Annotated in this window: 14 protein-coding genes; 1 reads left to right on the top strand and 13 read right to left on the bottom strand. The window is 67.9% G+C overall.

The window, feature by feature from the left end:
* Positions 1 to 43 precede the first annotated feature (43 nt).
* From LCL87_RS11965 to LCL87_RS11910, 12 genes are all read right to left on the bottom strand, one after another.
* Positions 44 to 712, bottom strand: coding sequence for a dTMP kinase (locus LCL87_RS11965; protein ID WP_225019778.1), 669 nt, complete (start codon positions 710 to 712; stop codon positions 44 to 46).
* Between the two features lie 59 nt (positions 713 to 771).
* Positions 772 to 2,049, bottom strand: coding sequence for a metal-dependent hydrolase family protein (locus tag LCL87_RS11960; RefSeq protein ID WP_225019777.1), 1,278 nt, complete (start codon positions 2,047 to 2,049; stop codon positions 772 to 774).
* Positions 2,050 to 2,168: 119 nt separating this feature from the next.
* The gene (gene ahcY, locus LCL87_RS11955; protein ID WP_225019776.1) at positions 2,169 to 3,647 is read right to left on the bottom strand and encodes an adenosylhomocysteinase; all 1,479 of its coding nucleotides are present in this window, start codon (positions 3,645 to 3,647) and stop codon (positions 2,169 to 2,171) included.
* A 75-nt stretch (positions 3,648 to 3,722) separates the two neighbouring features.
* Entirely contained in the window at positions 3,723 to 4,331 is a 609-nt protein-coding gene (locus tag LCL87_RS11950) for a TetR/AcrR family transcriptional regulator (RefSeq protein ID WP_225019775.1), read from the bottom strand.
* A 33-nt stretch (positions 4,332 to 4,364) separates the two neighbouring features.
* Complete coding sequence (locus LCL87_RS11945) at positions 4,365 to 4,547, bottom strand: rubredoxin (protein ID WP_225019774.1); 183 nt, start codon at positions 4,545 to 4,547, stop codon at positions 4,365 to 4,367.
* A gap of 19 nt (positions 4,548 to 4,566) precedes the next feature.
* A complete protein-coding gene (locus tag LCL87_RS11940; RefSeq protein ID WP_225019773.1) occupies positions 4,567 to 4,728 on the bottom strand; it encodes a rubredoxin in 162 nt (53 codons plus the stop codon).
* Complete coding sequence (locus tag LCL87_RS11935; RefSeq protein ID WP_225019772.1) at positions 4,725 to 5,942, bottom strand: alkane 1-monooxygenase; 1,218 nt, start codon at positions 5,940 to 5,942, stop codon at positions 4,725 to 4,727. The genes LCL87_RS11940 and LCL87_RS11935 overlap by 4 nt, the downstream gene beginning before the upstream one ends.
* Before the next feature lie 106 nt (positions 5,943 to 6,048).
* The gene (locus LCL87_RS11930) at positions 6,049 to 7,572 is read right to left on the bottom strand and encodes an amino acid permease (RefSeq protein ID WP_225019770.1); all 1,524 of its coding nucleotides are present in this window, start codon (positions 7,570 to 7,572) and stop codon (positions 6,049 to 6,051) included.
* Between the two features lie 155 nt (positions 7,573 to 7,727).
* On the bottom strand, positions 7,728 to 8,966 hold the full coding sequence (gene manA, locus LCL87_RS11925; RefSeq protein ID WP_225019768.1) for a mannose-6-phosphate isomerase, class I: 1,239 nt from the start codon (positions 8,964 to 8,966) through the stop codon (positions 7,728 to 7,730).
* On the bottom strand, positions 8,966 to 10,090 hold the full coding sequence (locus LCL87_RS11920) for a tobH protein (RefSeq protein WP_225019766.1): 1,125 nt from the start codon (positions 10,088 to 10,090) through the stop codon (positions 8,966 to 8,968). The genes manA and LCL87_RS11920 overlap by 1 nt, the downstream gene beginning before the upstream one ends.
* 84 nt (positions 10,091 to 10,174) lie before the next feature.
* Positions 10,175 to 11,557, bottom strand: coding sequence for a phosphomannomutase/phosphoglucomutase (locus tag LCL87_RS11915; RefSeq protein WP_225019764.1), 1,383 nt, complete (start codon positions 11,555 to 11,557; stop codon positions 10,175 to 10,177).
* A 192-nt stretch (positions 11,558 to 11,749) separates the two neighbouring features.
* Complete coding sequence (locus LCL87_RS11910) at positions 11,750 to 12,148, bottom strand: DUF3499 domain-containing protein (protein ID WP_225019762.1); 399 nt, start codon at positions 12,146 to 12,148, stop codon at positions 11,750 to 11,752.
* 153 nt (positions 12,149 to 12,301) lie between these two features.
* Between LCL87_RS11910 and LCL87_RS11905 the strand changes: the two genes are divergently transcribed.
* Positions 12,302 to 12,793 carry a metallopeptidase family protein gene (locus LCL87_RS11905; protein WP_225019760.1) on the top strand — a complete coding sequence of 164 codons (492 nt, stop codon included), beginning with the start codon at positions 12,302 to 12,304 and terminating at the stop codon, positions 12,791 to 12,793.
* 7 nt (positions 12,794 to 12,800) lie between these two features.
* Here LCL87_RS11905 and LCL87_RS11900 read toward each other — a convergent pair whose 3' ends face one another.
* On the bottom strand, positions 12,801 to 13,034 hold the full coding sequence (locus LCL87_RS11900; RefSeq protein ID WP_225020017.1) for a WhiB family transcriptional regulator: 234 nt from the start codon (positions 13,032 to 13,034) through the stop codon (positions 12,801 to 12,803).
* Between the last annotated feature and the right edge of the window lie 372 nt (positions 13,035 to 13,406).

The following is a 13,406-nucleotide window of genomic DNA, read 5'->3' as shown; positions in this document are numbered from 1 at the left end:
GCTGCTTGATGTGGAAAGGCGCGTACACGCCCCGGCGTGCCGCTCAATGTTGCGGCGGCAGGCCTCTCCGCTGATGCAAGACTGCCAGTTTATCGGCCAGAATGCCCGGATCGGTGTCGGGCGTGAGCGTCCACCACGGCGAGTTCCAGTCCGCTGCCGCCAACTCGCGGTACACCTCACCGGTCCGTGTCTGCAGGCCGCTGTCCTTCTCGTACGCGTCCAGGGCGCGGGAACTGTCCACCGCCTCGCGTGCCCGGGCACGCTCCTCGGCGAGCGCGACGGGCACGTCCAGATACAGCTGGAGGTCGGGGCGCGGCAGCCCGAGCCGGTCGAACTCGAGGTTCTCGATCCAGCCGACGAACTCGCCGGCGCCGCCCTCGTGCATCCGCGCGGCGCCGTACGCGGCGTTGGACGCGACGTAGCGGTCGAGGATCACGACGTCGTGAGCGGCGACGAGTTCGCGCAACCGGTCGGCCGCGCCGGCCCGGTCGAGGGCGAACATCACCGCCATCGCGTGCACCGACGCACTGAGGTCGCCGTGCGCCCCCTTGAGCGCCTCGGACGCGAGGTCGGCGTGGATGGACGCCCCGTAGCGCGGGAAGTCGAGAGTGGCGACGTCGAGGCCGTCCGATTCGAGTCGAGCGACGACCTTGCCGACGAGCGTGCGCTTACCGGCACCGTCGAGCCCTTCCAGAGCGATCAGCATTCCCACGACCGCCGAGCCTATCGGTGCGCACCGCCGGACGCCCGGACCCCGAGACGGGACGGCGGTCACAACACGTTCTTGTGGACCACGCCGTTCTTGACGATCACCGCGAGTCGCTTGTCCGGATCGGCGAGAAGCGAGAGGTCGTCGAGCGGATTCCCGTCGACCAGCAGCACGTCGGCCCACGCGCCGGGGGCGATCACCCCGAACGGGGCGTCCCGGTACGGGTCCCGCTCCCCCGCCATCCGGAACAGACGGGCGTTGCCGGACGTCAGCATCCGGAGCGCGTCGACGTTGCCGAAGTAGTCGGCCAGCCGGGCCGCCATCGCGCTCTGCCGCGGCGCGGACTCGGGTTCGAGGAGCAGGTCGGTGCCGAACGCGACCCGCACCTCGTGCTTGCGTGCCCAGCCGTACACCTGTTCCACGCCCCCGCAGATCTCGCGGTTCTTCTCGGCGCGGTCCGGATCCGGGAAGTGGTGGTCGTCCTCGGCGAACGGTTGCATCGACAGCCACACGTCACGCTCGGCCATGAGGGCGACGGTGTCCTCGTCCGCGAGGTGGCCGTGCTCGATCGACTTCACTCCGGCGTCGATCGCCCGGCGGATACCGGTGACGTTGTACACGTGGGTGGCGACGTAGGTCCCGTAGTCGGTGGCCGCGTCCACCGCCGCCCGCAACTCGCCCGCCGTGAACTGCACCGTGTACAGCGGGTCGTACATCGACGCCGCACCACCACCGACCATCAGCTTGATCTGCGAGGCACCCCGCTTGAGCTGTTCGCGCACCGCCGCCAGCACCTGCGATTCGCCGTTCGCGATGCGCATGAACCCGATTGCCTCGGACCGGTTCTCGACGCCACCGAGTTCGGTCGGTGTGTCGTAGACGAAGCCGAAATCGCCGTGCCCGCTGGTCTGCGAGATCGCCGCCTGGCACGGATAGATCCGCGGACCCGGGAACAGGCCCCGGTCGATCGCGGACTTGATGCTCGCGGTGTCGCCGGCCATGTCCCGCACGGCGGTGAAGCCGCGCAACAGCATGCTCCGGGCCTCCGCGACACCGTTGAGCGCGATGTGCGCCTGCGACCCAGTGAGCAGATCGAGGTACGAGTTGGCGTTGCCCACCAGGTGCACGTGCGCGTCGCTCATCCCGGGCATCAGCACGCGGCCTCCGCCGTCGACGACGACCGTCTCCCGCCCCGGCGCCTCCCCGATCGGCGATCCCGAGACCGCCTCGATCCGGTCGCCGTCGATCAGCACGTCCCCGTGCACGAGATCCGCGGATTCACCGTCGAACACCCGCACGTCGCGAAACAACAGACGCTCGCCACTCCCCGTCACCGCCATACCCTCGGACCCTAGCGAGCGCACGCGGCCGGGACGGCCGGATAACGGCATCGGCCGGGGATCGTGACCACGATCTCCGGCCGATGCCGTGACTGACTGCGACGAACGCCGCGTGTGACTCAGTAGCGGTAGTGCTCCGGCTTGTACGGGCCCTCGACGTCGACGCCGATGTACTCGGCCTGATCCTTCGTCAGCTTGGTGATCGAGCCACCCAGCGCCTCGACGTGGATCTTCGCGACCTTCTCGTCGAGGTGCTTCGGCAGGCGGTAGACCTCGTTGTCGTACTCGTCCGGCTTGGTCCACAGCTCGATCTGCGCGATCGTCTGGTTCGCGAACGAGTTCGACATGACGAACGACGGATGACCGGTCGCGTTGCCGAGGTTGAGCAGACGCCCCTCGGACAGCACGATGATCGAGTGACCGTCGGCGAACGTGAACTCGTCGACCTGCGGCTTGATGTTGATTCGCGTGACCTCGGGCGAACGCTCGAGCGTCGCCATCTCGATCTCGTTGTCGAAGTGGCCGATGTTGCCCAGGATCGCCTGGTGCTTCATCTGCTTCATGTGCTCGAAGGAGATGATGTCCTTGTTGCCGGTGGCCGTGATGACGATGTCGGCCTGACCGATGAACTCCTCGACGGTCTTGACGTCGAAGCCGTCCATCATCGCCTGCAGCGCGTTGATCGGGTCGATCTCGGTGACCGTGACGCGGGCGCCCTGGCCGCGGAGCGCCTCGGCGCAGCCCTTGCCGACGTCGCCGTAGCCGCACACCAGCGCAGCCTTGCCGCCGATCAGGACGTCGGTGCCGCGGTTGATGCCGTCGAGCAGCGAGTGGCGGGTGCCGTACTTGTTGTCGAACTTGCTCTTGGTGACCGAGTCGTTGACGTTGATCGCCGGGAACACCAGCTCACCGGCCGCCGCGAACTGGTACAGGCGCAGCACGCCGGTGGTGGTCTCCTCGGTGACACCCTTGACCGACTCGGCGATCGCGGACCACTTGCCGCCGTCGGCCTCGAGCGACTTGCGCAGCAGCGCCAGGAACACCTTGTACTCGTCCGAGTCGTGCTCGTCGTCGGTGGGCGGGACGACGCCGGCCTTCTCGTACTGCGCGCCGCGCAGCACCAGCATCGTGGCGTCGCCGCCGTCGTCGAGGATCATGTTCGCGGTGCTGCCCGGCCAGGTGAGCATCTGCTCGGCCGCCCACCAGTACTCCTCGAGGGTCTCGCCCTTCCACGCGAAGACCGGGACGCCCTTGGGCTCGTCGACGGTGCCGTGCGGGCCGACGACGACCGCTGCGGCCGCATGGTCCTGCGTCGAGAAGATGTTGCACGACGCCCAGCGCACCTCGGCACCGAGCGCGACCAGGGTCTCGATCAGGACCGCGGTCTGGATCGTCATGTGCAGCGAACCGGAGATGCGAGCGCCCTTGAGCGGCAACACGTCTGCGTACTCACGGCGAAGCGCCATGAGACCGGGCATCTCGTGCTCGGCGAGACGGATCTCCTTGCGACCGAACTCGGCGAGCGAGAGATCCGCCACCTTGAAGTCGATGCCGCCGCGGTGCTCTGCCACCGGGTCCGATGAAACTGAGGTCGTCATGTGCCTCTCCTGTTTGCCGTCTGGGTTGGCTCCCAGGCTATCGGGTACCGATCCGCCCCGGGGACGGGCCGTACCTCACGCCCGGGTCACGACGTCGACGAAGGGAGCCAGCAGGGCCGCCAACTCCTGCGCGTCGTCGCGGTCGGACGTCGGCGGCATCGACACGTAGCTGAGTGCAATGCGCACTATGCCGTGTCCCAGCACCGTCGCGTCGGCGTCGGACGCACCAATCCAGCTCAGCCGGAAGGTCTCTGCCAGCCGTCCCGTCGCCCGCTCGATGAGCGGCGCACTGTCGGTGGTGACGATGCGCAACAGGTCCGGCTTCGCCGCGCCCGTCCGCAACGACCGAACCAACGGGTCCGCACCACTGGCCTGGAAGAAGCCGGTGAACCCGTCCACCAGCGCCGCGCGCGCATCACCCTCGTGTCGGTAGACGGCGTCCGTGACGGCGTCGACGAACCGATCCACCAACCGCAGCGCATAGCCGTTCGCGAGCCCCTGCCGCGACCCGAACTCGTTGTACAGCGTCTGCCGGCTCACGCCGACCACCGCCGCGACGTCGGTCATGGTGACGCCCGACCAGTCACGTTCGAGTAGGAAGTCGTGGACCGCGTCCAGGATCGACTCGCGCAGGAGCAGTCGCGACGCCTCCTGATACGGCACGCGTGGATGTGACTCGGTCATGTTCTCGACCCTAGTGGCGGCACGCCCGTCGCCTCAGCTGCGCTCGACCTCGACCATGAAGAAGTCCTCCTTCGCGGCACCGCAATCGGGACACCGCCAATCGTCGGGGATGTCCTCCCACCGGGTTCCGGGCGCGATGCCCTCGTCCGGCCAGCCCTGCTCCTCGTCGTACTCGAATCCGCACTGCGCACACTGATAGAGCTTGTAGTCCTTCATGTTCCTGTCCTGTTCCCCGTCAGACGGGTTCGAAATCGATCTTCTCCCTGACCCCGCAGTCGGGGCAGCACCAGTCGTCGGGCACCGTCGCCCACAGCGTGCCCGCCGGGAATCCCTCGCGGGGCGCCCCGACGGCCTCGTCGAACACGAACTCGCACACCGGACAGCGATAGGCGCTCATGCCGCTCCCCCGTGCGCCGCGAGCAGCTTCTCCCGCTTACTCGGCTGCAGATTGACCTTGGTGATGTCGCCGTCGTAGTGGGCGAGGACCTTCCGATCCATCACCGCACGCCACAGCGGCGGCACGTACGCGAGCATGATCATGCTGGCGTACCCGCTCGGCAGGTTCGGCGCGGCGTCCATGCTCCGCAGCGTCTGGTAGCGCCGCGTCGGATTGGCGTGATGATCACTGTGCCGCTGCAGGTGGTACAGGAAGATGTTGGTGCAGATGTGATCGCTGTTCCAACTGTGCGCGGGCGTGCACCGCTCGTAACGCCCGCTCTCGGTACGCTGCCGCAGCAACCCGTAGTGCTCGAGGTAATTGACCGTCTCGAGCAGGGAGAATCCGAACACTGCCTGCAGCACCAGGAACGGCGCCACCTCCCAGCCGAAGATCGCGATCATGGCGCCGAACAGCACCACCGACATCAGCCACGCGTTCAGCACGTCGTTGCGAATCGTCCACGGCCCCTTACCGAGCCGTTCGAGACGTGCCTTCTCCAGGTGCCACGACGACCGCAGGCTGCCCCACACGCTACGCGGCAGGAACGTCCAGAAGCTTTCCCCGAAGCGCGAACTCGCGGGATCCTCCGGGGTCGCGACGCGCACGTGGTGACCACGGTTGTGCTCGATGTAGAAGTGCCCGTAGAACGACTGCGCCAGCGTGATCTTCGACAGCCAACGCTCCAGATCGTCCTTCTTGTGGCCGAGTTCGTGGGCGGTGTTGATGCCGATGCCGGCGACACAGCCGACGCTGATCGCGAGACCGATCTTCGAGATCAGCCCGAGGCCGCCGTCGATCCCGAGCCAACTCAGGTCGTCCGCCGACCACAGGTAGCAGGCGACCACCACCGTCACGATCTGCAGCGGGATGTAGGCGTACGTGCACCAGCGGTAGTAGCGATCGTTCTCGAGGTGTTCCATCACCTCGTCCGGCGGATTCTGACCGTCGGCGCCGAACGCCAGGTCGAGGATCGGCAGCAGCACGTACACGAGCAGCGGACCGATCCACCACCACACCGGCGACACCGCATCCAGTCCGACCCGATTGAACAGCCAGACGAGCCCCAGCGCCAGGAAGATCGCCGTCGGCGGGATCAGCCCCAGCAACCACAGGTAGCGCTTCTTGTCCCGCCAGACCGGCACTTCCGTTTCGACAGCTCCGTCCGCCGCCATCGTCGTCCCCTTCCATGCGGCCGCCCGAACGTGAGCGGCATCACCCTGAAGTTGACGATACGCGCCCTCCTGTATGACGTCTAGACAATCGAGTTGATTTGTAAACCTAGGGCTTCTCCTGCGCCTGCGCCGCGGCCGCGGCCCGTTCGCGAACCCCGATCATCGAGTGCCGCCGGCTGTAGGCGAAGTAGACGACCACGCCGACCGCCATCCAGATCACGAACCGCAACCAGGTCTCGACGGAGAGGTTGAACATCAGCCACAGACACGCGAGCACCGCGAGGATCGGCACGAGCGGTACCAGCGGCACCCGGAAGCCGCGGGGCAGATCCGGCCGGGTCCGGCGCAGCACCACCACGCCGATCGACACCAGCACGAACGCGAACAGCGTTCCGATGTTGACCATTTCCTCGAGGGTGCCGATCGGGAAGAACGCGGCGAGGACCGCGACGACGCCGCCGACCAGCACGGTGATCCGGACGGGCGTGCCGTGCTTGCCGGTGGGCGCCAGGCTCCTCGGCATGAGGCCGTCACGCGCCATCGCGAACAGCACGCGCGTCTGCCCCAACATCAGCACCATGACGACGGTGGTCAGTCCGGCGAGGGCGCCGAACGAGATGAGGTTCTTGGCCCAGTCCATGCCGTTGATCGCAAAGGCCGTGGCCAGCGTGGAATCGTCGCCGGCGAGGTCGGTGTACTTCACCATTCCGGTGAGCACGAGGGAGACGGCCACGTAGAGCACCGTGACGATCGCGAGCGAACCGAGAATGCCTCGCGGCAGCGCCTTCTGCGGATCCTTGGTCTCCTCGGCCGTGGTCGCCACGACGTCGAAACCGATGAACGCGAAGAACACCAGGCTGGCCGCGGCGAGGAGTCCGTACCAGCCGAACGTGCTGCCGCCGGCGCCGGTGACGAACGAGAACAGCGACTGATGGATACCCTCGCCGGTCGATCCGGCCTCGGACGGCGGGATGTACGGAGAGTAGTTCTCGCCCTTGATGTAGAAGGCGCCGACCACGACGACGAAGAGCACGACGGCAACCTTGATCGCGGTGATCACCGCCGAGACCCGGGACGACAGTTTCGTGCCGGTCGCCAGGAGCACCGTGATGATCGCGATGATGAGGACTGCGCCCCAGTCGATCTCACGTGAACCGATGTGCAGCACCGGAGTCGAACTGCCCAGCACCTCACCGAGATACAGCGACCAGCCCTTGGCCACGACGGACGCGGCGAGTGCGAACTCCAGGATGAGGTCCCACCCGATGATCCAGGCAACGAACTCACCGAACGTGGCATACGAAAACGTGTACGCACTGCCCGCGACCGGGACCGTCGACGCGAACTCCGCGTAACACAGTGCCGCGAGTGCGCATGCGACCGCCGCGAACACGAACGCCAGCGACACGGACGGCCCGGCGACGTTCCCCGCCGTCCGGGCCGTGAGTGTGAAGATGCCCGCGCCGATCACGACCGCGACCCCGAAGACCGTCAGGTCCCACGAGGTGAGGTCCTTGCGGAGCTTGGTCTCCGGTTCGTCGGTTTCCAGAATCGACTGCTCGACCGACTTCGTGCGGAACAGGCCTGATCGGCGCCGGATGCGGCCGGCGTTCGGGTCGGATGTCGCCATCGCGGCCTCCTCGGAGGTGGGGATGGTGAAAGCCTATGCCGGTGAGACGTGGCCGGCACGGTTTCGTGACACGCCGCCTGACCTGGGACGAAACACCCGAACGGTACTGGCGCGGTATAAGTCCGGCTCGACCCGAATCGGGCGGGCGACCGGCGTCAGACGCCCACGCGCGCCCGGAAGATCTGGGTGTCGTCGGCACACGCCTGGATGTGAACCTCGTTGTCCGCCGAGGAGATCCACGCCGCACCGCCCCGCTCGAGGACGAGCGAGTGCGGTCCGCACCCGAGCTTGGCCGCCCCCGACGTACACAGCAGGATCTGCGGGCCGTCGGGTTCGATCGTCGCGGACACCCCGGAACCGGCGTCCGACGCGTCCAGGTCGATGCGGGTCAGCACGAACTCGGGCGCCGGAGTCGCGTACGCGACCTCGCCGACCTTCCCGGTCGGAGCGGGCACCAGCAACGGGACGTCGACGGAGTCGAAATCGAGCACCCGCAACAACTCCGGAACGTCCACGTGTTTGGGGGTGAGCCCGCCGCGCAGCACATTGTCGGAGTTCGCCATGATCTCGACCGCGGTTCCGTTCAGGTAGGCGTGCAGGTTGCCCGCCGCCAGGAACAAGCCCTGTCCGGGCTCGAGGGTGATTCGGTTGAGCAGCAGCGCCGCCAGCACCCCGGCGTCGCCCGGGTAGCCCTCGCTCAGTTCGAGCGCGGTTCGCGCCTCGGGCACGAACTCGGTCTCGGTGGCGTCGGGGCGCGAGAGATACCGGACGCAGCCGTCGAGCACGGGCGGCAACAGCGCCGACAGCGCCGGCGACGGCAGCGTGATCCACGTCGTGAACAGCGCCCGAAGACCGTCCGGGTCCGGCTGACCGGCCAGCAGCCCGACGTACGGCTCGAGCTGGGCGACGTCGAGGGCCTGCAGGAACCGCACGGTGCGGTGCGGATCCCGGAACCCGGCCAGCGCCTCGAATCTGGTGAGCGCGACGACGAGTTCGGGTTTGTGGCTGGCGTCGCGGTAGTTGCGTTCCGCCGAGTCCACGGGGATACCCGCCGCGTCCTCCCGCGCGAACCCCTCCCGGGCCTGCTCCGCGCTGGGATGGGCCTGCAGCGACAACGGCTCCTCCGCGGCCAGCACCTTCAGCAGGAAGGGCAGGCGCTCACCGAACTCCGCGACGCTTCGCTCACCGAGCTCGTGCAGCGGCGCGGCGTCGATGACGTCCCGCAGCGAACGGCTGCCGCCGTCCTCGATCACGTGCGCGGGATCGCCCGGATGCGCTCCCAGCCACAGCTCCGCTTCCGGGTGTGCGCTCGGGCTCGGACGACCGCTCAATTCCGCGAGCGCGGTCCGCGACCCCCATGCGTACGACCGGAGCGCCCCTTCGAGTTGGCGCACTAGTTACCACCGATCAGACGTAGATAGGCCGCGCTCATCTCGAGTCGGCCGACGAGAATTGCTAGCTGCTCCAGGTCGGTCCGTGTGTCCCCGGGCCCCGCCGACCGAGGTACCGCAGGACCCGACACGGCCAGATCCGGCGCGGCTTCGGTGCTGTCGGCGACGACGACGTCCGCGTCGGGAAGAGCCGCGACCCGACGCTCGACCAGTGGCCGATTCGCTTCGAGCGCGAGGACCACGACCCGCACGGCCGGAGCCGGGGCCGGCCCGTCGAGTTCCTCGTCGTGGAAGAACGGGTCGTAGTCGGCTGAAGCGGCGGCCGGGAACCGGCGCACCCCGCTCAGTGCGTCCGACAGGTCGGTGGCCGCAGCCACCCCCGCGCCGACCCTCAGTAGCGTCTCGATGCCGTGCCGGGCCACGAGCGCGGTCGTCCGGGAGTCCCCGGTCAGTACGACGCGACGCCCCTGCATCCGCGCGGCCAGCGACTTCGCCGGATTGTGGAAGACCTCGTTCGACGGGTGGTCGCGCACGGCCTCGGCGTCGACCGCGTCGGCGAGTCGATCGAGATCCGGGATCGCCTTCGCCGACCGTTCCGCGTCGACGGCGACGAGGACGGCCAGGAATGCCGCAAGGTACCGCAGCAGGCCGTGATGATCGGGAACCGCGACGCGAGGCGGCAGGATCATCGCCCGACCGGCACCAGCGGCACGCATCGGACCCTCGTCCGGTGCGACGACGACGACCTCGGCACCACGCCGCAGGGCACTGTCCACCGACTCGACGAGCCGCGGGTCGCCGGCGTCGTCGCCGGCGACGACCACCACGTCGAGCGGCCCCACCCACGGCGGGGTGCCGACGGACCCGAGCACCGGGACGCTGATCCGGCTGCCGAGCGCAGCCTGGATCAGATCCGCGGCCCGGGACGCACAGCCGTCACCACTGACGAGGACGACGCTGCGCGGCTGCATCCCGTGCAGCCGGAACAGGGCGTTCTCGTGCACCGCGGCCGCGGTCGCCCGAATCTGCGCACCGCCGAGTGCCGAGAATCTGAGTGTGCCGTCGACATCGGCAGCGAGCAGGGCGTCGACATCGTCGAGATCGAGCAGAGACGACGGAGCTGTCATCGCGAACACACCTCCCTTTCACTCCCACTCAACCCTGTCCCCCCGACGAGTCCAGGTGCCTCGAGTATCCCAGCAATCGACGTTCTAGGCGCGGACCGTTCCGAGGATCTCGGTGACGAGCGCATCGACGTCGGCGGATGTGCGGGCCTCTACGTTCAGGCGCAGCAGCGGCTCGGTGTTGGACGCGCGCAGGTTGAACCATGCGCCGTCACCCAGGTCGACCGTGACGCCGTCGAGGCGGTCCACGGAAACCGTGCGGTCCGCGAACTGCGCGATGACGGCCTCGGTCCGTTCGGATGCATCCGCGACGGTGGAGTTGATCTCGCCGGACGCGGCGTACCCCTCGTAGGACGCCATCAGCTCCGACAGCGGACGATCCTGTTCGCCGAGCGCGGCAAGGACGTGAAGCGCGGCGAGCATGCCGGAATCGGCGCCCCAGAACTCGCGGAAGTAGTAGTGCGCGGAGTGCTCGCCGCCGAACACCGCACCGGTCTCGGCCATCTGCTGCTTGATGAACGAGTGGCCGACACGGGTCCGGACGGCCGTGCCGCCGAGCTTCTCGACGAGTTCCGGCACGAAACGCGACGTGATGAGGTTGTGGATGATCGTGGCGCCGGGCTCCTTCGCGAGTTCGCGATCGGCGACGAGCGCCGTGACCGCCGACGGCGAGACCGGGTTGCCCTTCTCGTCGACCACGAAGCACCGGTCGGCGTCGCCGTCGAAGGCGAGTCCGATGTCGGCGCCGGTCTCCCGCACGAACTTCTGCAGGTCGACCAGGTTGGCCGGATCCAGCGGGTTGGCCTCGTGGTTGGGGAACGTACCGTCGAGCTCGAAGAACAGCGGCAGCACCGTGACGGGCATCGGCTCGAACACCGCGGGAACCGTGTGACCGCCCATGCCGTTGCCGGCGTCGACGGCGATCTTCAGCGGCCGCAGCTCGGCCAGGTCCACCAGGCCGCGCACGAAACTCGCGTACTCGCCCAGCAGCTCCTGCTCGGACACCGTCCCGGCATCCCCGTCGTACGCGGGAACACCCTCGGCGACCTCCCGAGCGATGTCGGCGAGACCGGTGTCCTGGCCCACCGGCTTGGCACCCGCACGGCACAGCTTGATGCCGTTGTACTTGGCGGGATTGTGGCTCGCGGTGAACATCGCGCCCGGGCAGTCCAGAACACCCGAAGCGAAATACAACTGGTCGGTAGACGCGAGTCCGATGTGCACGACGTCGAGGCCCTGCCCGACGACGCCCTCCGCGAACGCCCGCGACAGTTCGGGAGACGACGCGCGCATGTCGTGACCGATCGCGACGCGGGTCACCGGTGCGGCGCCGGTCGCCTCGTCGCGCACCAGCCGGGCGAACGAGGCGCCCACGTCGCGGACGAAGTCGGCATCGATCTGCTCACCGACGACACCACGCACGTCGTAGGCCTTGATCACGGCATTCACGGATTCGACAGATCGAGCCACTGCTGGTTACTCCTGCTGTTCGTAGATGCGACAGACGGTGCTCGTCAGGCCGAGTCGTCCTCCGGGTCGATCACCGAGCCTAGTGGGGACTGTGCCGGGTCCGCTTCCCGAGCAGCAGCGCCGGGCCTGTGGTAAGCGTGCGAGCGCAGATACGGCGATGGGGCGAGGGGCAGAACTGCGCGCTCGGACCGATCAGTTGGCGGGGTCGGGTAACACGCGCAGGTGACCGCGCCGACCGGTACGCACCGTCGGCGGCACCGACGGCGCGGAAGCGCCGGAACGGGACTCCTGCGAGCCGTCGTCGCCGCGGGGACGCTCTCCCAGGCCCGCCTCGCGGACCGCCTCGGCCAGCGCGGTGAGATCGTCCTCGTCCGGAGTGCTGGACGAGAAACCGCCCTCGTAGCGAACGAGTTCCCAGCCCTTGGGTGCCGTGATGCGCGACGCATGCGTCTCGCACAGGTCCCACGAATGCGGCTCGGCCACAGTGGCCAGCGGCCCCACCACGGCGGTGGAATCCGAGTACACGTACGTCAAGGTGGCGACAGCAGGGTTCTTGCACCCAGGTCGGCAGCATCGACGCAGTGATCTCACAAGCAAGGAGACTAACCCCATGTGTCCGGTTGGCCTACTCGGACACACCGACGGACCGATTCCCGAGCTACCGGCCCGCTCGTGCCGTCCGACTTCAGTGGTGTCCGGCGGCACGGTTCAGGGGTCTTCGGGGGCCGCTGTAATCTCCACGTCATGGCCAGATCTCGTCGTCCCCGCCCTTTGACGTCGCGTTCTGTCGCGCGCCGGGGCCGCGGCATCCGGGGACCGCTGTTCCCGCCGGATCTGCCGGCCGCACGGACCCGCGCGGAGAAGTTCGATCAGCTGGTGCTGGGCGCTTTCGAGCCGATCGACGCCCGTTGGCACGATCGGCTCACCAAGCTGGACATCGCGGTCGACGACGTACCGCGGATTCGGGCCATCGACCCGGATTCGGTGAATTGGCCACCGGAAGTGGTCGCCGACGGACCGGTGCCGCTGTCCCGACTCATTCCGGCAGGCATCGATCGGCGCGGGACGGCGACGCGAGCACGCATCGTCCTGTTCCGGCGCCCGATCGAATTGCGCGCCAAGGATCCTCGGGATCTCGAGGACCTTGTGCACGACGTCCTGGTGGAGCAGGTGTCCACCTATCTGGGCGTGGACCCTGAAGTGATCGACCCCGATCTACCCGGGGCCGACGAGTAGCGATCTCTCAGACGATGCCGCGCTTGAGGCGCCGGCGCTCACGCTCGGAGAGTCCGCCCCAGATACCGAAGCGCTCGTCGTTGGCGAGTGCGTACTCGAGGCACTCGCCGCGAACCTCGCACCCCAAGCAGATGCGCTTGGCCTCGCGGGTGGATCCACCCTTCTCCGGGAAGAAGGCCTCCGGGTCGGTCTGCGCGCAGAGCGCGCGGTCCTGCCACTGTTCCTCGGCCGGGTCGACCATCGCGTCGAGCCCCGGGATCAGACTGAGCTGCGGGACGGTCACGCCGAGTTCGAAGTCGGCGCCGTCGCCCAGCGACACATGTGCGTCCGAATCGGTCCGCGGCTCGTCGTCGACAACGCTCAGAGGAGTGTCGAACTCATACTGCCGGTACTCGTACTGCTGGTACTGCATCGCTCCGCCTCCCCACCTGTGTTCTAGCGCAGAATAAGTCGATCGATCTCGAAAAACGTCGTGTCGTTCTCGCCTCGAGGGCTACCCGCGCAACGGCCCGAAAAATGGTTCGGACCAACTGCCGCTCCAAGTGCACTCGCCCCTCGAACCTGGAATGACATACATGTGATTAGACATGCCCTGGCGTGTCGGGTCAAGCCG

Source organism: Prescottella equi (assembly GCF_020171745.1).
Lineage (GTDB): Bacteria > Actinomycetota > Actinomycetes > Mycobacteriales > Mycobacteriaceae > Prescottella > Prescottella equi_A.
This window is presented reverse-complemented; position numbering and strand designations above follow the sequence as displayed.